The sequence below is a fragment of the Phocaeicola faecium genome (assembly GCF_014837055.1).
GTDB classification, from domain to species: Bacteria; Bacteroidota; Bacteroidia; order Bacteroidales; family Bacteroidaceae; genus Phocaeicola; species Phocaeicola gallinarum.
On record NZ_JACSPQ010000001.1, the window covers coordinates 1,130,874 to 1,152,724 of the forward strand.

Genomic DNA, 21,851 nt, shown 5'->3' on the forward strand with positions numbered 1-21,851 from the left:
TTTTTCAGTTATCCACAAGTTTGCCCGGCTGTCCCATCGCTCGATACGGGCGCCGTTGGCATTTTTCCAGCCTAAGCTGTCGAAGTGGTAGAAGAAAGTTTCCGCCTGCATTTCCCAATCCGGAAGTTTCCCGGAGAAGTAGTTTTTTACCTCCTCCAAAGTCGGGATTATAATCTCAGGCTTTTTTCTTGAAGGCTTGGGTTTCTCCTCACGTGCGGGCGCGGGCGCAAATAACCCGCCAGGGTTATTATTATTCTTTGTCTTTGTCTTATTCAACTCGGTATCAACCTGCGCCCTAACCTGCGCCCTAACCTCGGTATCAACCTGCGCCCTAACCTCGGTAAATTTTACCAAGCTATATGTTACTACCGGGCTTCCATTTTTAGTCTTGAAGTCTATCAATCCAACTTGTTTTAATCGGTTTCTTGCCGCCGACAAAGTTTTCAATGACGCTATACCTAAATCAGCAAGAACCTTGCTATTGTTACGGTTAAACGTATTCGCCCACTTACAGAGGTTGTTAGTTTCTAACAGGTAGAAGTACAAAGCGGTTTCTGTGACGGTTAGCGAATAGGCGTTATGTTGCAACCAAAAGTTCTTAATGTAATCTATATAAGTCATCGCAGATAAGTATTGACCTCATTCATAAATTCTTGCAGAGAATGGCATACCACATACTTGTTACGGTATTTTTCCGCTTCTCTCTGCCACTTTTTTTGATTTTCGCTTTGCGTACCCTTCGGCTTCTTCATTTCAATGCAAAGGGACGCATATCCCTTTTTGGGAATAAGCAAGATTAAATCAGACACACCGGAAATGGCGCCCTCGTATTTCATGCGCGCTCCGGTCTTTGCGTCCCGCTTGCCGCCGTTGGGTACAGTGAACAGCATAAGAGCCAGGAACGGGTACTGAAGCCTGAACCATTGTACGCAGTCATGCTGTATCTGGCTTTCCGACAATGGGGTCGTTTGCTTTCTCATAAGATTTCAGTTTAAGCAATCTTGTTGTAGTCTCTTCATCTATAAAGTTCGTCCATCCGGACTTATGCAACTTTATAGCGGCTTCCCTGAGGGTAATATTCCCACCCTCTACTTTTTCTTTCAATGATTGCAATATATTTTTCATAATCTGTTCCCAAATAAATTCATAGCCATGTCAACCACGTTTTCCTTAACTACATCATCCGTACCGGTTACACCGTTGGCAATATTCTTTTTGGTCTGTATGACTTGATACATGTATTTGTCGATGGTATCTTTGCCGAGATAGTAGTAACAGTTCACGTTATTCTTCTGTCCGTTACGGTGCGCCCTATCCTCTGCCTGCTCACAATCGCTAAACGTCCACGGGAACTCGATAAAAGCTACACGGCTGGAGGCGGTCAGCGTCAATCCTGTACCTCCGGATTTATAGTTCAGTATTATCAGCTTGCATTCCGGGTCGTTTTGGAATTTGTCTACTGCCGCCTGCTTGCGCGTGGCATTGTCCTCACCCGTGACCGTTACGGCATCCGGGAAGTTACGTTTCAACTCCTGAACGACTTCTTTCAGGTAAGCAAAGACGATCAGCTTCTCACCACCATCAATCACATCATGGATGAACTCAGAAAAGACCTTTATCTTTCCACGTGCCGAAATGGATTTCAAGATTCCCATACGCACCATGACTTCACCCCGCATGGCTTTTTCTATCTTTTCATCCGATGCGTTCTTGTAGTCCCTCAAATATTGAATCAGGTCTGCTTCGGCACGGTCGTATTCCTTGCGGTTGTCGATATCCACTTCGATGTATTGCCGTGACTTGTCGGGTAGCTGCGTCAATACCTTTGCTTTTTCCCTACGGAAGAAACAAGTCATAGACAAACGCCAATTTAGCTCCTTAACATTGCTCGACTGTTTAGGTCCGGCACAATAACGCTCTATAAAGTTCTTATAGCCTCCGAAGTCCTCCAACCTACCCATGATTTTAAGTTGCTGGATAAGGTCGGTATTGTTGTTCACAACGGGCGTTCCGGTAAGTTCAAGGATATACTCTTTACCTTTACAAATTCCCTCGATGAACTTGCTTTGTTGGGTCTTGCTTGACTTGCATTTGTGGGATTCGTCAATTACTACAGACTTAAAAAGTGAAACGCGCGGGTCAAACGTTATAGAACGCATGGTGAAACGTGCATCATCCCGAATGCCCATGACAAAGAATTTTTTCAGGCTCTCATAATTAGTGATGAATATGTCACAGCATTTCGTTTCAAAAAAGCGGTGCCAATTAGCCTTGTTACGGTCATCAAGTATCAAGGCTTGTTTACCTGCAAATTTCTTGAATTCACGCTGCCAGTTTATTTTCAACGCCGCCGGACAAACAACAAGGCACGGATACGCTTTTGCTATCGTAACCGTGCCTATCGCTTGTAATGTCTTTCCCAGTCCCGGTTGGTCGCCAAAGATGCAACGTTTGTGCTGGAGCGCGTAAGCAATGCCTTCTTTCTGATACTCGTAAGGTTCAAGGAGCAACCCGTGCGGTACGGTCAGTTTCGGCAAATCGGGAATACTGTAATCAGCTACCTCTTTTGCCGAAACTGCACGCTGTACACGGCTGCATATCTTAACGGACACCGCCCAATTACTCATAGCGTCCACATACCACTTATCATCAAGAGAAACCCTCCACGCGCGTTCATCAGAAATATAAGCCGCTTTGGGATTCTTCTTAACGGAAGGAATGCGCTTTACCATGCCTAACAGGTCAGGATGGTACGGGAATGCAATCTTATAGCAATTAGGGGTTTGGGTTATGCAAAACGGGTATAACATAATCTTATGATGCTAACTGTTCGGAAGAAGCCCTGCGCGTCCTGCGGGGCTTTATATTCTTTCCATTGATGTTCATCGTCACGGAAGAACTATTCATCGCAGCCTGAAAATTTTCCATATCCGCATTACTGGGGACGGGGATCTCCGCTTCGGGGACTGCCTCAGCATGTATTTCAGTCTCGGCATTTTCCTCTTCAAACGGAAGTTCCTGCTGCACAATTTTCCATTTCTTATTGAAAAGGTACTCGTGTACCTCATATTCACATGTAGAAATGGCTTGTTCCAAATCAAAGGCAAATTGGTAAGGCTCATTATCATCTTCAAACTTGGTAAACGGGCTGTTCAAATTCAACACTTTGTTACTCTTCAAAAAACGTTTTCCCGTCAGGGTTACACCCCTGCTGTCTCCATCGCCACCTATCGAATAGCCCGTAACCTCAAGAATCTGACCAATGTTATCCGGTAAATCATTTAAAAACTCTTTGCCGTCAGCTTCTTTCAACTCGCATAGGAAAACCATGTGCGAAACAAGTTCACCGAATGCGTTTATCAAGTCTGACGTAACAAGGTTCTTACCCTCTATCGTGACCGTTCCGGTTTCGTCCCGGTAAGTGGCAGTCAAAGTATTGTCTTTGGTAACTTTCGCTTTAAGTATTTCCATCTTATCTGTTTTTATATTCATTTATAAACTCCTGATAGTAGCGGTCAGCCGGAAGCGGGAGCATTATCCCAAACTCCGACGCAGCATCAGCCTGTATCTTTTGCAGAAATTCCGTCATTTGCTTTGTGTTCAGATGGGAAGAGGTGGTATATACTTCCTCTCCCCAATCATTTACATAAGCAAGGAACTTTTTGCAATAGTGGTTGTAAGTCTCTATCGCTAAAGTTCCCGTTTCATCCTCGATACATTTGAACCAAAGCCACATCAAAGCATTCTGATTAAGGGTGCGCGGCTCAGCGTATCGCTCAATAGTCAACCTATAACGTCCGTTACGCAACTGACTGCACATGAAATCAAAAGACTTGCTTAATGTGATTTCTCCTTTTTCTTTTACAAGGATTGCTGTTTGGCTCATTCTTCCGCAAATATCTTTTTGTCAGTAATCAAATCCCTGTTTGCTTCCAGAAATTCGATGAACCGCTCTACATGGTTTGTAAGCATCTTCACCGACTGTTCATGATTGTAAGTGTAATATTCCGGGTAGCATGTTCCGGATATTAAAGGGGTTCGGCTTGTACCGCCTTTCAAGGCATAAGCGGTGTATTCAAATGCTTTTACGCTTTCCACTTGACCGGAAGCGATAAGGCAGTACGGATATACATGCCGCTGCCATTTGCGCTCATACTTGCCGAACTGGTAGCTCGAAGTGGTCTTAATGTCATAAACCACATCCTTTCTAAATTCATCAATAAATCCGTAAAGCTCCACATCACCGTACCCGGTCGGCAATATAGCCGACACAAACAACTGACTGATTGAACCTTTGAAATATTCCGCTTGACTGATAATCCATTTCCTATCAAAAAGGAAATTTCTTTGCGCCGCCAATTCCGTAGCTGGGAATGTGACCTGTACGATGTTTGTTTCACGGTCTCCAATGATGGTATATGCCGCACGTTCTGTCGGCGTATGCTTTTCATTATGCACATAACAGTCGATAACTGCATTAAAGGCTGTTCCTTTATCTGCCGCCTCACTGTCAAACGGTACGCGGTTTATCGCATTTATCAAATCCTGTTTCAAAGAGGCTTCAACTTCTTCCGGAGAGCGTTTATACTCTCCGGTTTCATTGTCTATGTTGAAAAAGGATTCTACTTCTTCATCCGCCCTCAGATAAGCATCGAACTTGTCAAGAAGTGACGGGTATATTCTGTACTTAGGCTGCAACATAGACTTTCTTTGTTTTATCGAATTTCAAACCCAATGCCTTACATTTCCGGGAAATCAAATCTTTAGCCTGCAATGAAGAATCGAAAATATGATTCAGTTTCTGCATGGCTTCTACCGCCGCATTCGCCGAAACAGCATCCGTAATCATCTCTACATTTTCTTTAATGACTTCCATCAGCTCCTCATATTCATTTGAAAGCTCCGTTTGCTTTGATTGGTAGACTGAATATGATTTAATGATATTGGTCATAAAGTTATTTTCACCCGTCACATTACCGTCCGCATCTATAATGACCGGAATCTCCATACGCTCCGGCAGGTTGCAGGTATTCTTTCCGTAGAACTTTTCACAAGGATTGAAAGATATGGTACGCTTCTTGCCGATGGCTTCCATATAACCTACCAAATCAAGCTCCTTAATCAAATCCCCGGCAGAAGAACCGCCTATCTCCGGACGTATCTGCTTTTCGTCTCCGTTCTTTTCTTCGCGTTCATGCGCAACGAACACAACCGATTTCCCCATCAGTGTTACCTGATTCACAAAGTTGATAAACATGTTTTTGCGCACCCCATATCCTTGCAGGGAAAGAGTACCGTCGGCTTTCTTCATTTTCGGATTGTTCTGCATGATATACTTATCCATGAAAGAAAGCATCTTTCCCGCAGTATCAATAACAAAGGTCTTATAACCTGCTATCTCATCGGAGGAAAGAACCTCATCCACTTCTTCCCATTTCGTAATCTGTACCGTGTCTACACGGTGGGCGGCATTTACACGGTGAATCCCCCCGTCAAAATCCAGCAAAAGCGGAAGTGGCGCCGATAATGCCAAAGTAGTTTTCCCCATACCCGGTTGTCCGTAAATCAAAGCGGACAACGTTTGTTTAACACTCAGTTCGTTAGGCTTTTTAATCAGTCCCATAATAAATTAATTTTTAAGTGGTTAATAAAAAAACGATTCCCAGAACGGCGGCCAGACCGAACCGGGAATATAATCACGATATAAAGAGGACTTTCACCTCGCGTTGCCCATAGGGTCGCTTTTAAATTATACAATTTATATCTTTTATTTCATCTTTAGCTCTTGGAGAGATGGATTTGAAACAATTACATTTGAATGCAGCCGATTCTAACTCTAATTTATTGAATCTTACACCTGATTTGGGTTTCCCGTCTGCATCCTTATACCTCTTTACAAGCCCCTCACGTACCCATTTAGATACATTTCCTCGTCCGTAGCGGATATGCGCTTGATTCTGTGTTATGAATTCAGCCTCTTTGCCTGATTCTATACGTTCCTGCATTCTTCCTATATCCGCTGCATAATCGACTATTTTATATAATATTTCATCATTTATAGCGATAATCATAACGCCTCCTTGCCTTTGGCTTTTGTTTTAACTTTTTCTTATTTTTTGCACGTCTTTTCAAAATCTTGTGCAATCTCCTTTTTATAGCGGAATCATGGAGAAGTGTTGTCCTTAACTTGCCATTAATTAGAAAAACCATAATCCTGATGCTTCAAAATTTCTTCTTGCAGTGCGCATTACTCGGACCACTCTTGATTGAGTCCGAAATCCAGCTCTTCTTATTTCCCAATGACATCCTGAAATTGCCATATAGAATAATAGAGCTGAAAAGAATAACTCAAGTCCATGTTTGCGTATCTCTTTCAAATCGAAATCTATCTTCATCTTTTCACAGAACATGTACAGCACGAGTTCCGTATCTTTCGATATTCCCAATTTCCTGTATATGTCCCGTTTCTGTGCCTTGATAGTCCATTCTGACCGGTTCAAAACATCAGCGACCTCTTTATCTGCCAAACCCTTACAATACTGTTCGGCAACAAGGTGCTCCCGGTCTGTCAGAGCGTTCATGACATGCGTTTTACTTTGAATTCACCCTTCTTCTTATCTATCTCACCGATACGCTTCCATTCAGCCCCTTCAAGACACATTTCCAACCTTAACCGGGAAATAGTAGTATTAATCACTGATATTGAAGACACGGGAAATACTAAAATTTCACCGACTTTCATTCCTCGCAAAGCCGATGACCAATTTTCTGTTACTTTTACCATATTATTTCTTATTTGATTTTTCTAAAATACTTTGAATCTCTTCGCTAATCTCTTTGTCAAACTTGGCTCTACGGTCAAGCTCTTTCGACCGTTCTTTCAGCAGGCGGTTAATTTCTTCCATTTCCTTTATTACTTCTTCCATAGCCTTTGCGATTTTTTCGAGAATGTCAGAACTGATACAACGAATACTATGAAAGCCATCCAAAACGCTATTCCCAAAGACGGGTTGCCACCCATCACTAATAATGACAGGAAGCAAATGAACAATGAGTATTTCATAATATTTCTCCGTTATCAGCCATTGAATAATAATCAGAATCTGAAATGATAATACTGTCAAGCAGATTTATATCAAATAGCCCAAGTGCTTTTTTGACTGAATTTGTGAAACGCTTATCCTGATTGCTCGGTATCAAATTCCCACTCGGATGATTATGTACGAAAATCACTCCGGAAGCTAAACTGTCGATAGCATATTTAGCTATAATCTTAACATCTACCTGTGTACCACATACACCACCCTGCGAAATCTTTGCATATCCGGTTATATATCCTGCTCTGTTAAGCAACATAATAAATGCACTTTCATAAATCAGAATATCATCATGGTAAAACTTACGGGCAAAATCAAACGCATTCGATGATGAACAAACTTTTACGGTTTCAAAGTCCCGCTTTTCAGCTTTTAAAGTATATTCTACTGCATTTTCCATATCAAATATTATTATTGTTAGTACCCCGATAAGCTCTCTCTGCTCTTCCCACCGGAGTTATCAGCTACTGTTCTTCACTGCATGACCGTTCGGGGCATGTGTCTTACTTCCCAGGCTGCTTGCATCTGCCTAAAGGCTGCTTGCTTCGACCCTTGAAACATCTCGCGTCCTCTATGTTGGCTTGAGGGTATGCGCCGGTATCGCTTTTTCCGGAACGGGCTGTTATAGTTCAGCCAATCTCTTATGCTCCCCGCCTCCACATCAAAGGGTAGGCTCGCTGACCGGACGGGGATTAGGTAGGTATTACTGGATATGTTCTTTGATATACTTCTTATCTATCGCCCACAATTCAAGCGAAAGGGACAGTTTCCTTCTGATGACTTCTGCATGTCCTACCATTTCGATAGCCTTGTTAAGCAAGGCTGCATCTCCGAACTCCTGTGCCCTGTCTAAAAGGAAGTCTACTACATCTTTCCTCTCTGCTGCAAGATTTCGTGCTACGACTGTTTGTTTTACGGTCTCAGCAAGCAATATCCTGTTACTTTTCCATCCCTTGCAAAACTCATTTTTATCAAGGTCTGTGTTCATGTACATTTCTTCGATTTGCTTGTATTCTTCTTCAGTAGGCGTATAGCCTGTTCTTTCTGTAAATTCTTTCGGTGTCATAATCTTATTTTTTAGTCTCCACAATATTTTGAACCTAAATAGCCTCTGCTATTATCCGGATAGATGTCAGCGGCTGTAATACCTTCCGACCATTCATAAGGTTTTGGAGTAGAAATAGGCTGTACGATGGTTGATTTAGGCTTTTCCTCCATGAACTTGCTGACTGAAATACGCATCTTAGCCAATCTCCAAGTAGATTTCAAAACTTGGGCAAATGTCTTGCCCTGCTTCTTTGCAACGTACTTGTATGTTCTCCAAGCGTTTTTCATTATCTCTCTCAAATCGTACCGTTTCATATCTCCTACCTATTTTTAGTTATCACTTATGTTTTGCAGTCTCAGAACTTTTTCTTTCCTTTGTTTATTATTTATTGTTTGATGGTGCAAATATACTAACAGTTAGCATAAACACAAACTATTGCGAGTTAAAAGTTAGTTTATTTACAACATTTAACTAACCGTTAGTATATATCTATTATGGAAGCATGGGAACGAATACAAAAAATAATGGATGAAGAAGGATTGAATAAAAATTCCTTCAGTAAGGCTATAGGCATTTCAAACAATGTCACAATAACTCGTATTATCAATGAAAAACGTTCTCCTTCAAAAAGTACATGTGAAAAAATTGTTGCTGCATTCCCCAAATATAATCTAACATGGTTACTAACTGGTGAAGGAAACATGCTAACTGATATAACATCTCTAAACGAAGCATCTTTCATTGATAAACCAATTATATTACATGTACCACTCGTGAGCCAATACGCACAAGCCGGATACCTCTGCGGATATGCAGATGCAGCATATATGGCAACATTGCCAACCATACCTTATATAGTAGACCATGAAGCACAAGGACATTACGTTGCTTTTGAAGTGAAGGGAGATAGTATGAACGATGGAACAGAAGATTCCATTCTTGAAGGTGATCGGCTATTGTGCCGAGAAATAATGCCGCATCTCTGGGCAGATAGTAAACTTCACTTTCGCAAATGGGATTTTGTGATAATCCATTCGGATGGAATCCTAGTTAAACGCATCATTGACCATGATGTAGAAAACCATACTATCACGATACATTCACTGAACTCACTATATCCAGACAAGGTTATAAATCTTGCTGACGTGAAACAGATATTTAATGTCATTGAACTACAAAGACCAAGAAGAAGATGAGTTTTTTCAACCTATTGGGGACAAAGAAAGTTATAAAAGAAGAAGCTGTTACCACAAAACAATATTACACACCTGAAGAAATTGAGGATATTGCTTGTAAAGGGTTTAAAGACAAATGGTGCATTGGTATTAAAGATAATCCTAATTTATTTCCTGCAATGTTTGAATGGGTAGCAATAAACGAATATAAGCAGGTTCTCAAATTCAAACATTTCAGAACAGACAAAGAAAACTATGCTCCATACATTACCTATATAGGTGACAAGCCTGATGTCTTTTTCCATGACGAAAAAACATCTTCTCCAATATTTATAAAGACCATATTCTTTGGGTACGCATCTATTAAGTATCCCGTAGAAAAGTGTATAGTACACATGCTTGCGCCAGTATATGATGACATGTGTAAGCGCTCTCAAAAACAAGTTGAAGATTTTTCTGATGTTTTAGAAATAGATTATTCACCAAAAGCAATTTCCAAATATGAAAATCAATTGGAGCAACAAAGGCTAAAAGCTGAAGCACTGCATAAACGCGAACAGGTTGAAAAAATCAAAGAAAAATTACTTAGAAAGAAACAAAGAGAAGAATTAGAGAAAATTGCCATGCAGGAACTGATGGATGAGGGAGAATTATTCCCGGAAGCGGGGAAACGTCCTCCTATTCCTAAAGAGGTAGTAGATGCTGTATGGAAAAGGGATGGCGGAAGATGTGTTTATTGCGGTTCTACTGAGAATCTGCAACTTGATCACATAATACCTTTTTCCAAAGGTGGTGCAACAACTGTTGAAAATCTTCAATTATTATGTCAAAAATGCAATTTGCAAAAATCAAATAAAATCGGATAATCATGAAAAAGTTAGCATTATTAGCAATCACCATTTTAATAGTGTGTTCGTGTGGGCAATCAAGCGAAAATAAGGCTAGAAAAATTATCGAAAATCATCTTCAAACAACCATGAATGATTGGTCCAGTTATGAATTTGTAGGAATGACACCGCTTGACAGTGTATTCACTAAATTCGAGGAATCTGATTATATGAAAGAACATCGTAAGAAAATGCTTACAGCTATGGTTAACACGGGTGATATTAAATCAAAACTAAGGTCATGTGAGAAGTCGGTAGAAAGTATTCTTCAAGACAGCCTTTTATATTTCCAGAATATAGAAGATAGCCTAATGGATGTTTTTAATGTACAAAGAGAATCATTTAAAGGTGATTTCATTGGGTATGAAACTACATTCTCTTTTAGAGGAAATAACAAATTAGGCGCAAAAGTATTATCAAATATTATAGTGACTTTTGATAAAGATTTGACGGTTATAACTAATGTTAAGGAAATTGACAACTAATATGAACTACACCGTTTCACTTTGTGCGGCACAGCATACAGGAGAAAGCCATTGCAGGCTCTCCCCCACCTGCAAAGGATGGGGATGCCGGTTTCTAAGTACACCGATAGAAGAACTTCCAGAAACCGACCGGGAAAAAGCGAAGCTATTCTCAAAAGTCTATCGAGAAGCAAAAGCAAAGGGCGTTTTGGAGTGCCCACACTACCGCTCAATGTTCATTGATGAAGTGCTAAAAAACATTAGTTCAAACGTATAATTTCCTTTTAAAAGGCTGTTTTATTTACAATAGTTTTACAAGAAATATACAATAATACTTAAACCATTAATAATAAGTATATTATAATTCACCAATCCTACTTCAACGTTATGGGTCTTCCGGTACAGCGTTTGTATCAGGAACTCAAGAAGATACGGTGATAGATGGCTATACATCGGTTTCCCGTAAAATAACATATTAAACTTAGTTCGCTATAAATCAGGACATGATGTAACAGATAATACGCGAAAAGTAGCAGACACAGATATGATCGGAACGAATCAGGAAAAGGAAATAAACAAAAGGTTAGACCGCCTGAACACGATAGACAAGATATTGGCAGAACTTGAAAAGAAAAAGTAAGAAAAACAGTTCCCTCCCTTGATACGGGAGGAATTAAAAACATACGATTATGGCATTACGCGAAGAATTATTATCATTGAAACCGATGCTGGGGACGGATGCACCGGAATTTTACGACAAAGTGAAGTCCATAGCCGCACGTTACACCTCGGAAGAAGATAAAAAGGAAATAGCCGATTTCATAGCCGGGCAGCTTGAAGAGGCAGACCGCAAAATCGACCATCTGGAGGAAAACACCATCAAGCTGCAAATGCAGGAAGTGGCAGACATCATTTCGCTTTCATACCTCGCCAAACGGTATTTCAACAAAAGCCGTTCATGGCTGTATCAGCGGATGAACGGAAACATCGTAAACGGCAAACCCGCCCGTTTTACTTCCGATGAACTGGCAACTCTGAACAGGGCATTAAAAGACATTTCCGAGAAATTAGGCTCGCTTAGCGTTTCATATTGACGCTTTGTTATTTGACACCGTCCCCGCAGCATGAGCCGCCTGCGGGGATTTTTTTAGGTTCACCACTGCCACAAGCTCCAGTTCACTATTATGGGTCTTCCGGTACAGCGTTTGTATCAGGAACTCAAGAAGATACGGTGAGATACGATGCGAAAAACGGAATTCTTGTGGTATAAATAAAGAAACAGAAACAAAAGAAAAAGAAAAAAAAGAATTAAAATTATTTTGACCAAAATAAAACAAATACTATCTTTGAACTCGCGGTTACGTCTGACATTAACTTATAGATTATTTCCTCTCTCTAAGGATAACGTTTGATAAAACCCGCAAAATTAATCGGATATTTAATTATCTTCTAACTATTTGTAATGAAGAAAAAATCAAAATCAAAATTACCGAAAAAGATATTGGTAAAATACACGAAAAAAGGAAACTCTGAGGCCAGCAAACCAAGTTGTTATGATTATGAAACAATTCTTTCTTCCGAAGAATTGTTCTCCATACTAAATTTCAGAGAAAATCAGAGTTCTAATATAGGCATGGCAAGACCTGCTTGTGTAAAACGTATTACCGCTACTTGTGTAAAAATCTCATTAACACAGATTACGCAAAACTCAGTTCATTTATCAACAGAATCGAAAACAGACAAAGAGAACAACGAAAAAGACACTGAAAAAGACAAGTAATTTCAACTTCAAGAAATCCGGTGCAGCTTCCGGAAACAATCAGCACATTCAAGTTGCACCTCAAACAAAGAAAAGAGAACACAACAGTGAAGAAAGTCTAAAGATTTTCTTCACTGTTGTGTTATATACAGACCAACAAAATAGCCTGCGAAAATTTTCACAAATCCACAATAAAAATGAAAGGCTAATTAACACGATTCCGAGGAAAGATTTTCTATAAAAAGTTTCGTATTTCAACACAATTTTGCTTTCTTTGTCTGCAAGTAAAAAAAAGAGCTTTAAACTTAATATCCATAAAAAACTATTTTATTATGAAGATTTCTCACATCGAACATTTGGGCATTGCAGTAAAAAGCATCGAAGAAGCCCTGCCTTATTATGAAAACGTTCTTGGACTAAAATGTTATAACATAGAAACGGTGGAAGACCAGAAAGTGAAAACGGCATTCTTAAAATGCGGTGAAACCAAAATAGAGCTACTCGAACCTACGGGAGCAGACAGCACTATCGCCAAATTTATAGAGAACCGGGGCATGGGAGTACACCATGTGGCTTTCGCTATCGAAGATGGGGTAGCCAACGCTTTGGCTGAAGCCGAAACTGCCGGTATCCGACTGATAGATAAAGCACCGCGTAAAGGAGCTGAAAACTTAAACATCGCATTTTTACATCCCAAATCAACAATGGGTGTACTGACCGAACTCTGTGAAAAATAATTAAGCAAGTGTATGGAAAGCTGTCTTTTACGGTTTTTACTGACATCTTTTCGTGCTTTGATTTAATACATTACCAATTCATTTAAAAGACTAATACCATGAGCAAACAACTTGAAAAAGTAAAAGAGCTGATAGACCTGCGCACCCAAGCACGTATGGGCGGAGGTGAAAAAGCAATCGAAAAGCAACACGCAAAAGGAAAATATACAGCCCGCGAACGCATCTCCATGCTTTTAGACGAAGGAAGTTTCGAAGAAATGGACATGTTTGTACAGCATCGGTGTACTAACTTCGGCATGGACAAAAAGCATTATTTAGGAGATGGTGTAGTAACGGGATACGGTACGATAGAAGGACGTCTTGTGTATGTCTTTGCACAAGATTTTACGGTTTCGGCCGGCTCACTGTCGGAAACAATGTCAATGAAGATTTGTAAAGTAATGGATATGGCTATGAAAATGGGAGCGCCTTGCATCGGATTGAACGATTCGGGAGGTGCACGTATCCAAGAAGGCATTAATGCACTTGCAGGTTATGCTGAAATCTTCCAACGCAATATCATGGCTTCGGGAGTAATTCCGCAAATTTCAGGAATCTTTGGTCCGTGTGCCGGAGGTGCGGTTTACTCACCTGCTCTAACCGACTTTACGCTGATGATAGAAGGAACTTCTTACATGTTTCTTACAGGACCGAAAGTTGTAAAAACGGTTACAGGCGAAGATGTTTCTCAAGAAGATTTAGGCGGAGCCAGTGTACACTCTACACGCTCAGGAGTTACTCACTTCACTGCATCAACTGAAGAAGAGGGACTTACACTTATCCGTAAACTATTAAGCTACATTCCACAAAACAACCTCGAAGAGCCTCCATACATTGACTGTACAGACCCCATTGACAGATTAGAAGATTCGTTGAATGAAATCGTACCCGACAGCCCGAATAAGGCTTATGATATGTATGAAGTAATCGGAGCCATAGTAGATAACGGTGAATTCTTAGAGGTACAACGAGATTATGCTAAGAATATCATTGTAGGATTTGCCCGTTTTAACGGACAGTCAGTAGGTATTGTAGCTAATCAACCTAAAGTATTGGCAGGTGTACTCGATTGTAATTCATCACGTAAAGGCGCACGCTTCGTACGGTTCTGCGACGCATTCAACATTCCAATCGTATCATTAGTAGATGTTCCGGGATTCCTTCCGGGTACAGGACAAGAATATAACGCCGTAATCTTAAACGGAGCCAAATTGTTATATGCCTACGGAGAAGCTACCGTACCTAAAGTAACCATAACCTTACGTAAATCGTACGGCGGTTCTCACATTGTGATGAGTTGCAAACAGTTGCGAGGCGACATGAATTACGCATGGCCAACAGCCGAAATAGCTGTCATGGGAGGAGCCGGAGCCGTAGAAGTCCTTTATGCTCGCGAGGCCAAAGAAGCTGCCGACCCCAAAGCTCTTATGGCCGAAAAAGAAGCCGAATACACGAAATTGTTTGCTAACCCATATAATGCAGCTAAATACGGTTACATTGATGATGTAATAGAACCGCGCAATACACGCTTCCGTATCATACGCGCATTACAACAGTTGCAGACTAAAAAACTGACGAACCCTGCAAAGAAGCATGGAAATATTCCTTTGTAATATTAATCTTTAAATTCAGTTTCTATGAACAAACCTTTAATCGGAATATTTTTCATATCCATTTTGCTGGCAGCGTTTAGTTCGTGTACCACTCCCGAAGGGAAAACCAAAATAGTAATCAATGAGGTTTTAATTGATAATGAAAGCAACTTCGAGGACGATTACGGCGTACACAGCGGATGGGTTGAAATATTCAATACCTCTTACAATAGTGTTAATCTGGCAGGATGTTACCTGAAAGTTAGCAGCGAACCGGGAGATACGGTTTCTTATTTTATACCGAAAGGCGATGTGCTAACAGCCATCAGCCCGCGCCAACACGCTCTTTTTTGGGCAGACGGCACTCCACGCAGAGGAACGTTCCACACCAACTTTGTGTTAAGCAAAACAAATGATAACTGGGTAGGACTTTATGATTCCGGCAGAAATTTACTCGACCAAATAGTAGTACCTGCCGGCATTTTGAAAACAAACCAGTCTTATGCACGAGTAAGCGATGGTTCAAACGAATGGGAGGTCAAAGATGACAGCGAAACCAAATATGTTACGCCCAGTACGAACAACCAAACGCTGGAAGGAAACCCGAAGATGGATAAGTTTGAACAACATGACTCTGTGGGTATCGGTATGACGATAACTGCAATGTGCGTAGTGTTCACCGGTCTTATCCTACTTTACCTCTGCTTCAAGTTAGTCGGCAAAATTGCTATCAAGCTGCGCAAACGCAACGCCATGATAGCGCATAACATTACCGATAAACAGGAAGCTAAAGACCGCAAGTTCGGAGAAACTCCGGGCGACGTAATTGCTGCCATATCTATGGCGTTACACGAAGCTCAGGGAGCCGACCACGATGTGGAAGAAACCATTCTTACCATCAGCCGCGTAAAGAGAAGCTACTCTCCGTGGAGTTCGAAGATTTATACCTTACGCGAAAATCCTCATAAGAAATAACCCGCTAACGATTAATAACCATGAAAGAATATAGATACAAAATCAACGGAAATCTTTACAAGGTAACCGTAGGAGATATTGAAGACAACAATGTACACGTAGAAGTCAACGGAACAGCATACACCGTAGAGTTAGAAAAGAAATCTTCTCCTAAAATAAAACCGGTGGTACGTACAGCTTCTACCAGCCCGGCTACACCGCCTCCCGCTGTGACCCGTCCTACACTGGCAAGTAGCAAATCGGGACTGAAATCTCCGCTACCGGGAGTAATCCTCGAAATTAAAGTAAAAGAAGGTGATACCGTAAAACGTGGACAAACCCTGATTGTGCTCGAAGCCATGAAAATGGAAAACGACATCAAGGCAGACCGAGACGGCAAAGTTACCGCTATCAAAGTCAACAAAGGAGATTCTATTCTTGAAGGTACAGACCTCATAATCATTGAATAACTATGGGAGAATTTGTTAATTTCTTACAGAATAACTTGGCGGATTTCTGGACATATACCGGATTTCATAATGCAACTTACCAACATTTTATCATGATTGGTGTCGGTATATTCTTCATTTATCTTGCCGTGGCTAAAGAATTCGAGCCAATGTTATTGATACCTATCGGATTCGGTATGCTGGTAGGAAACATTCCATTCAATATGGAAGCGGGATTACAAGTAGGTATTTACGAACAAGGCTCAGTGTTAAACATCCTATATCAAGGTGTAACGTCGGGATGGTATCCGCCCCTTATCTTCCTCGGTATCGGGGCGATGACGGACTTCTCGGCATTGATTTCCAATCCCAAACTGATGCTTATTGGTGCAGCAGCCCAGTTCGGTATCTTCGGTGCATACATGATTGCGCTTGAGTTGGGTTTCGACCCCATGCAGGCAGCCGCTATCGGTATCATCGGTGGTGCAGACGGCCCGACGGCTATCTTCCTTTCATCCAAACTGGCTCCTAACCTGATGGGTGCGATTGCGGTATCTGCCTATTCATACATGGCACTCGTACCGGTTATCCAGCCACCTATCATGCGCTTGCTGACCACGAAGAAAGAACGTGTTATCCACATGAAAGCTCCGCGTGCCGTATCGCATACCGAAAAGGTAATGTTCCCCATCATCGGTTTGCTGCTTACGTGCTTCCTCGTTCCTTCCGGTTTGCCGCTGTTAGGTATGTTGTTCTTCGGAAACTTGCTGAAAGAAAGCGGAGTAACCCGCCGTTTGGCAGAAACAGCACGCGGTCCGCTAATCGACACCATCACCATCTTGTTGGGATTGACAGTAGGTGCATCCACACAAGCATCCGAATTCCTTACCGTTAATTCTATCTTAATATTTGTATTGGGAGCATTGTCTTTCGTCATTGCTACGGCATCGGGTGTATTGTTCGTCAAAATCTTTAACCTGATACTGAGCAAAGACAATAAGATTAACCCGCTGATTGGTAACGCCGGTGTATCTGCCGTACCCGATTCAGCCCGTATTTCTCAAATCATCGGATTGGAATACGACCCTACCAACTATCTGCTGATGCACGCCATGGGTCCGAACGTAGCCGGAGTGATCGGTTCGGCTGTAGCTGCCGGTATCTTGTTGGGCTTCCTTGTATGATGAAGTAAAAATACTAAAATCATAAAACAGCCGGGGCTTGAGTGGTAAAATCATTCAAGCCCCGTTTTTGTATCCATCAATTCCGCCAAACTCAGCCTTGCATCCTCCCCAAAAACACTACCGTTAGTATTACTAATCGCATACGGATAAGTTACTCCATTCTATTCGGAAGACCACTTCACCCATGCGGTAGGAATTTTTCCGGAATAAAACCGGATAAAATTAAACAAATCCGGTCAGAATAACTTTTCATTTTACCCCGTTTTCTTGATTTATATCATGAAAAACCTGCAAATCCATACATTTTTTATGCTTCATACTCGGAAAAGAATACAAACATTATAACTTTGCCCATGCAAAACAACTAACTTAACAAGAATATGACAGCAAAAAAAACTGTAAAGTATTACATCCCTCAGAAGGGAGTATACTTATACGCCTACACTCAGAATGGAAAAACAGAAATGATTGTATTAAACAGCACTGACAGCGAACAAGTGTTATCTGCCGAACATTACAACGTGCTGACTAAAGACTCTAAATCAGGAAAAGAAATTGCAAGCGGAAAGAAAATCGACTTCTCTCAAAATTTAGTGCTATCGGCACGTAAATCATTAAGTATAGAATTTTAAGAACTCTAAGACATTTATGTCGATATTATAAAAGCGCAATGTTTTGAAGTATAACACTTCGAATATTGCGCTTTTGTATTAATATCCAATAAGCCATACGCCTATCATCATCTTCTCACTCCGAAAAATCCAACGTAAGCTGACGTTCGTCTATTACTTTTTTCGGCTTCGGCAACAGCAGTTTTCTAACAGCGGTGCTGCCGAGTTCATGAATCGTTTTTTCGGGCAATTCGTTACACGTTATAAAATATTGGGCTTTCTTGATTACGGCACCCATTTTCTTTAACTCATAAAAGCCGATGCGAGAGAAACGACGAGATGCGACAATAAGCTTTGCCGAACGAGTGCCTATGCCCGGAACACGCAACAGAACTTCGTAATCGGCCGTGTTGATATTCACAGGAAAAAACTCAGGATGGCGAAGCGCCCACGAAAGTTTGGGGTCAATTTCCAAATCCAAGTCGGGAACGTCATCGTTCACCAGTTCATCTACTTTGAACTGATAGTAACGCAACAGCCAGTCGGCTTGATAGAGACGGTTCTCACGCACTAAAGGAGGCTGTTTCAAGGCAGGAAGCCGCTTGTCGTAAGTGTTCACTGAAATGTAACCGGAGTAATAGACACGCTTCATTGTAGGGTGCTGATAGAGCGATGACGAAACGTTTAATATGTCTTTGTCTGTTTCGGAGGTTGCACCCACTATCATCTGTGTGCTTTGACCTGCAGGGGCAAAGCGGGGAGCATAACGATACTTTTTCCGTTCTTCGGAACTCTCCAGAATGCCCTGTTGGATGTAACGCATGGGCTGATACACACTCCGATGGTCTTTTTCCGGAGCAAGGCGTTTTAAGTTTTCTTCCGTAGGAATCTCCAGATTCACACTAAGGCGGTCGGCATAACGCCCGGCTTCGCGCACCAGTTCTTCGCTTGCTCCGGGAATACTTTTCAGATGGATATATCCGTTGAAACGGTGTACCTCGCGCAGGTCTTTCGCCACACGCACGAGGCGTTCCATCGTATAATCGGGGTTACGCACCACTCCCGAACTAAGAAACAGTCCTTCGATATAATTTCTACGATAAAACTCAATGGTCAGTTCCACCAACTCCGATACCGAAAGCGTGGCACGCGGAATGTCGTTGCTGATGCGGTTGATGCAGTACGCACAATCGTAAATGCAGTAATTCGTCAGCATGATTTTAAGCAGAGAGATACACCTCCCGTCCTCCGAAAAGCTGTGGCAAATCCCCCACCCGCTCACCGTGTTACCCAGTCCGCCTTTGATGTTCCGGCGAGACGTGCCGCTCGATGCGCAAGAGACATCGTACTTTGCCGATTCTGCCAGCACCTTTAATTTATGGATTACCTGCTCGTTCATGCGAAAACTTTTATCACAAACAAAGTTAGTTACTCTGACTGAACCATGCAACGACTTTATGAAATTTATCGTACCTTTGCACGTCAAATAAAAACAAACCGATTCTGCTATATGTGGTTACTACTTGCTTTCTGCTCGGCAGCGTTGCTGGGCTTTTATGATGTTTTCAAAAAAAAATCGCTGGCAAATAATGCCGTATTACCCGTTTTGGGACTGAATACGCTGTTTTCAAGCCTGATATTTCTACCGTTTATTCTTATTTCTTACCTCAAACCGGAATGGCTGGCGCAGACACTTTTTTTCGTTCCGCACGCAGGATGGGAAGTGCATAAGTTTATCATACTCAAGTCGCTAATCGTGTTGTCATCGTGGACGTTTGGATATTTCGGCATGAAGCACCTGCCCCTTACCATCGTAGGTCCGATTAACGCCACCCGTCCGGTGATGACGCTGGTAGGCGCACTGCTTATTTTCGGAGAGCGACTGAACGTATATCAGTGGATAGGCGTACTGCTTGCCATCGTTTCGTTTTTCATGCTGAGCCGATCGGGGAAAAAAGAGGGCATCGACTTTCAGCATAACAAGTGGATATGGTTTGTGGTACTTGCTGCCGTATTGGGAGCTGTGAGCGGACTGTACGACAAATACCTCATGAAGCAATTCAATAACATGGTGGTACAGTCGTGGTACAACATTTACCAACTGTTTCTGATGGGCGGCGTGCTGATGTTCCTCTGGCTGCCGCGCCGTAAAACCACCACACCTTTCCGTTGGGACTGGTGTATTATCCTGATTTCCGTATTCCTTTCGGCTGCCGACTTTGTTTACTTTTACGCACTGAGCATGGACGGCTCGATGATTTCCATCGTGTCAATGGTACGCCGAGGAAGCGTAATCGTTTCTTTCCTGTTTGGCGCAATGGTATTCCGCGAAAAGAATCTCAAGAGCAAAGCCATCGACCTCGTGCTGGTACTTATCGGGATGGTTTTCCTTTATTTGGGCAACGTGTTGGGCTGACGTGTTTCGCACACTCGGCACACGTCCCTTTCACGATGTAATTTACTTTCCGCGCGATGAATCCTTCGGGGATGTCAACGTGAGGAATGAGGTCTTGATCCAAGCAATAGGTTTTTCCGCAACACTCGCAGTAGAAATGGCAGTGTTCTTCTTCGTTGGTGCAATGTCCGTGGTTATGACAGAGGCAGTATTTCAACGAACCGCTTCCGTCGTCTACACTATGAATAAGCCGGTGTTCGTGAAAAAGTGTCAAAGTACGGAAAATAACAGACTTGTCGATGCTCTGCAACTGTGCCTCCAGACTGCCCAAACTGAATGTATCCTTCGTTCCGGCTATGGCTTCATAGATTAAAAGACGGGTAGATGTAGGGCGTATTCCCGTCTCTTCCAATATAGAACTATAGTCTTGCGCTTTTTTCATGTTTCTTTGTCAATTATGCCTTTATTCCAACTATAAAGTTACGGGCATAAAAATAAAAAAACATGCTTACATTTTAAACAAAATATAAGCATGTTTTCTAAGAGCCTGTTTAAATTTTCCAATAAGTTGTTTTTATCAGCTTCCCTTTGAGTTTATTTCCGGCTCAATGTTATTACTGTTGTTCCTTCCCCGTCGACCAGAAGCATTGTTCCGTTTTCATCCAAACTGAAACTGCGAACTTTATCCAAAGCCCCCAATACTTGACGCTCAATATCCATATCCGGACAAGACATCATCGTAGAAATCATTTGAGTGAAACGTAAAGAAGAGGCTTTATCTGCTTCTTGCTCAAATCCACCATTAATGACATTGCAACCCGCATTTCCGTGAACCCGCTTTTCGGCTACATTAAAAGCGAGAAAAGGAGCTTTCTCCATTCCGCCCAATTCAAAATTATATACCGAAACGATATTCCATTCACCTTCCAAGTCTTTCACCGAAACTTCCGGCTGCAAACGTTTTTCCAGCTTCATAATCTGCTTACCTTCAGAATCATTCAATGACAATCCGCTTTTTGTTTCCTCGTATCCTGCTACTTTATCAAGTGCTTCTACCACTTTGCGTTCGGTTTCCATATCAGGACACATCATACGTGTTGTTGCCACGGAAGCGAAATGGATTTTTCCGGGTTGGATGGAATCAAAATCCAGACTGCCCATCATGCGGTTACATCCCGCATTTCCGTAAATTCGTTTTTCTTTCATGTCCATTCCCAGATAGGGAAGGTTTTCTGCCGTTATTTTTTCACCATTAACTTCTACGATGTTCCACTCTCCTGCCAAATCGACAGACGAAATAGCTTTGCTACCTGTTCCGCAACTGTTCATCATCAGCAAAACGCCGCCTGCAACCACACTTAACATTTTCTTATTTACCATAAATTTCCAATTTAATATTCTCTGGTACAAAAATACAGAGATATTCCGAATACTGCATCCTATTTTAATTTTTTACTTAA

At 41.7% G+C, this 21,851-nt stretch carries 29 protein-coding genes; 13 read left to right on the plus strand and 16 right to left on the minus strand.

Going from position 1 to position 21,851, the window contains the following annotated elements; genetic code table 11:
- Positions 1-617: 617 nt before the first annotated feature.
- The 13 genes from H9626_RS04880 to H9626_RS04940 form a co-directional block, all read right to left on the minus strand.
- A complete protein-coding gene (locus H9626_RS04880; RefSeq protein WP_191709731.1) occupies positions 618-980 on the minus strand; it encodes a VRR-NUC domain-containing protein in 363 nt (120 codons plus the stop codon).
- A gap of 141 nt (positions 981-1,121) precedes the next feature.
- Positions 1,122-2,810: a DEAD/DEAH box helicase gene (locus tag H9626_RS04885; protein WP_191709732.1), complete on the minus strand. Its 1,689-nt coding sequence runs from the start codon at positions 2,808-2,810 to the stop codon at positions 1,122-1,124.
- Positions 2,811-2,814: 4 nt separating this feature from the next.
- Positions 2,815-3,471, minus strand: coding sequence for a hypothetical protein (locus H9626_RS04890; RefSeq protein ID WP_191709733.1), 657 nt, complete (start codon positions 3,469-3,471; stop codon positions 2,815-2,817).
- Position 3,472: 1 nt separating this feature from the next.
- On the minus strand, positions 3,473-3,886 hold the full coding sequence (locus H9626_RS04895; protein WP_191709734.1) for a NinB/YbcN family protein: 414 nt from the start codon (positions 3,884-3,886) through the stop codon (positions 3,473-3,475).
- Positions 3,883-4,701, minus strand: coding sequence for an HNH endonuclease (locus tag H9626_RS04900; RefSeq protein WP_191709735.1), 819 nt, complete (start codon positions 4,699-4,701; stop codon positions 3,883-3,885). Before H9626_RS04900 ends, H9626_RS04895 begins: the two co-directional genes overlap by 4 nt.
- Complete coding sequence (locus tag H9626_RS04905) at positions 4,688-5,623, minus strand: ATP-binding protein (RefSeq protein ID WP_191709736.1); 936 nt, start codon at positions 5,621-5,623, stop codon at positions 4,688-4,690. Before H9626_RS04905 ends, H9626_RS04900 begins: the two co-directional genes overlap by 14 nt.
- Positions 5,624-5,744: 121 nt before the next feature.
- Positions 5,745-6,071, minus strand: coding sequence for a hypothetical protein (locus H9626_RS04910; protein WP_191709737.1), 327 nt, complete (start codon positions 6,069-6,071; stop codon positions 5,745-5,747).
- 126 nt (positions 6,072-6,197) lie between these two features.
- Positions 6,198-6,581 (minus strand): helix-turn-helix domain-containing protein, encoded by a 384-nt coding sequence (locus H9626_RS04915; RefSeq protein ID WP_191709738.1) that lies wholly within the window; start codon positions 6,579-6,581, stop codon positions 6,198-6,200.
- Entirely contained in the window at positions 6,578-6,784 is a 207-nt protein-coding gene (locus H9626_RS04920; RefSeq protein ID WP_191709739.1) for a hypothetical protein, read from the minus strand. Before H9626_RS04920 ends, H9626_RS04915 begins: the two co-directional genes overlap by 4 nt.
- A 1-nt stretch (position 6,785) precedes the next feature.
- Complete coding sequence (locus H9626_RS04925) at positions 6,786-6,926, minus strand: hypothetical protein (protein WP_191709740.1); 141 nt, start codon at positions 6,924-6,926, stop codon at positions 6,786-6,788.
- Between the two features lie 133 nt (positions 6,927-7,059).
- Positions 7,060-7,497, minus strand: coding sequence for a JAB domain-containing protein (locus H9626_RS04930; RefSeq protein ID WP_191709741.1), 438 nt, complete (start codon positions 7,495-7,497; stop codon positions 7,060-7,062).
- A 303-nt stretch (positions 7,498-7,800) separates the two neighbouring features.
- Positions 7,801-8,163: a hypothetical protein gene (locus H9626_RS04935; RefSeq protein ID WP_191709742.1), complete on the minus strand. Its 363-nt coding sequence runs from the start codon at positions 8,161-8,163 to the stop codon at positions 7,801-7,803.
- An 11-nt stretch (positions 8,164-8,174) separates the two neighbouring features.
- Positions 8,175-8,459, minus strand: coding sequence for a hypothetical protein (locus tag H9626_RS04940; RefSeq protein ID WP_191709876.1), 285 nt, complete (start codon positions 8,457-8,459; stop codon positions 8,175-8,177).
- Between the two features lie 180 nt (positions 8,460-8,639).
- Here H9626_RS04940 and H9626_RS04945 point away from each other — a divergent pair, with 180 nt between their 5' ends.
- From H9626_RS04945 to H9626_RS05005, 12 genes are all read left to right on the plus strand, one after another.
- Positions 8,640-9,341, plus strand: a complete 702-nt coding sequence (locus tag H9626_RS04945; protein WP_191709743.1) for a LexA family transcriptional regulator — start codon at positions 8,640-8,642, stop codon at positions 9,339-9,341.
- Positions 9,338-10,186 (plus strand): HNH endonuclease, encoded by an 849-nt coding sequence (locus H9626_RS04950; RefSeq protein WP_191709744.1) that lies wholly within the window; start codon positions 9,338-9,340, stop codon positions 10,184-10,186. The genes H9626_RS04945 and H9626_RS04950 overlap by 4 nt, the downstream gene beginning before the upstream one ends.
- Before the next feature lie 2 nt (positions 10,187-10,188).
- Complete coding sequence (locus H9626_RS04955) at positions 10,189-10,692, plus strand: hypothetical protein (RefSeq protein ID WP_191709745.1); 504 nt, start codon at positions 10,189-10,191, stop codon at positions 10,690-10,692.
- Between the two features lies 1 nt (position 10,693).
- Positions 10,694-10,948, plus strand: a complete 255-nt coding sequence (locus H9626_RS04960; protein ID WP_191709746.1) for a hypothetical protein — start codon at positions 10,694-10,696, stop codon at positions 10,946-10,948.
- A 412-nt stretch (positions 10,949-11,360) separates the two neighbouring features.
- Positions 11,361-11,765: a DUF5053 domain-containing protein gene (locus tag H9626_RS04970; RefSeq protein WP_191709747.1), complete on the plus strand. Its 405-nt coding sequence runs from the start codon at positions 11,361-11,363 to the stop codon at positions 11,763-11,765.
- A gap of 368 nt (positions 11,766-12,133) precedes the next feature.
- Complete coding sequence (locus H9626_RS04975) at positions 12,134-12,451, plus strand: hypothetical protein (protein ID WP_191709748.1); 318 nt, start codon at positions 12,134-12,136, stop codon at positions 12,449-12,451.
- 311 nt (positions 12,452-12,762) lie between these two features.
- The gene (gene mce / locus H9626_RS04980) at positions 12,763-13,167 is read left to right on the plus strand and encodes a methylmalonyl-CoA epimerase (protein WP_191709749.1); all 405 of its coding nucleotides are present in this window, start codon (positions 12,763-12,765) and stop codon (positions 13,165-13,167) included.
- Between the two features lie 98 nt (positions 13,168-13,265).
- Positions 13,266-14,819, plus strand: coding sequence for an acyl-CoA carboxylase subunit beta (locus H9626_RS04985; RefSeq protein WP_191709750.1), 1,554 nt, complete (start codon positions 13,266-13,268; stop codon positions 14,817-14,819).
- Between the two features lie 24 nt (positions 14,820-14,843).
- Positions 14,844-15,773 (plus strand): OadG family transporter subunit, encoded by a 930-nt coding sequence (locus tag H9626_RS04990; protein WP_191709751.1) that lies wholly within the window; start codon positions 14,844-14,846, stop codon positions 15,771-15,773.
- Positions 15,774-15,793: 20 nt separating this feature from the next.
- Positions 15,794-16,222 (plus strand): biotin/lipoyl-containing protein, encoded by a 429-nt coding sequence (locus H9626_RS04995; protein WP_191709752.1) that lies wholly within the window; start codon positions 15,794-15,796, stop codon positions 16,220-16,222.
- A gap of 2 nt (positions 16,223-16,224) precedes the next feature.
- Positions 16,225-17,385, plus strand: coding sequence for a sodium ion-translocating decarboxylase subunit beta (locus H9626_RS05000; RefSeq protein WP_191709753.1), 1,161 nt, complete (start codon positions 16,225-16,227; stop codon positions 17,383-17,385).
- A 380-nt stretch (positions 17,386-17,765) separates the two neighbouring features.
- Positions 17,766-18,017 (plus strand): cyclomaltodextrinase C-terminal domain-containing protein, encoded by a 252-nt coding sequence (locus H9626_RS05005; protein WP_191709754.1) that lies wholly within the window; start codon positions 17,766-17,768, stop codon positions 18,015-18,017.
- Between the two features lie 115 nt (positions 18,018-18,132).
- Here the strand turns inward: H9626_RS05005 and H9626_RS05010 are convergent, their stop codons facing one another.
- Positions 18,133-19,395 carry a putative DNA modification/repair radical SAM protein gene (locus H9626_RS05010; protein WP_191709755.1) on the minus strand — a complete coding sequence of 421 codons (1,263 nt, stop codon included), beginning with the start codon at positions 19,393-19,395 and terminating at the stop codon, positions 18,133-18,135.
- Between the two features lie 111 nt (positions 19,396-19,506).
- Between H9626_RS05010 and H9626_RS05015 the strand changes: the two genes are divergently transcribed.
- Positions 19,507-20,412 carry an EamA family transporter gene (locus H9626_RS05015; protein WP_191709756.1) on the plus strand — a complete coding sequence of 302 codons (906 nt, stop codon included), beginning with the start codon at positions 19,507-19,509 and terminating at the stop codon, positions 20,410-20,412.
- On the opposite strand, the gene H9626_RS05020 is transcribed toward H9626_RS05015, so the two are convergent.
- Entirely contained in the window at positions 20,369-20,833 is a 465-nt protein-coding gene (locus H9626_RS05020) for a Fur family transcriptional regulator (RefSeq protein WP_191709757.1), read from the minus strand. The two genes, H9626_RS05015 and H9626_RS05020, sit on opposite strands and share 44 nt — an antisense overlap.
- A gap of 152 nt (positions 20,834-20,985) precedes the next feature.
- Positions 20,986-21,771, minus strand: coding sequence for an META domain-containing protein (locus H9626_RS05025; RefSeq protein WP_225230877.1), 786 nt, complete (start codon positions 21,769-21,771; stop codon positions 20,986-20,988).
- Positions 21,772-21,851 lie beyond the last annotated feature (80 nt).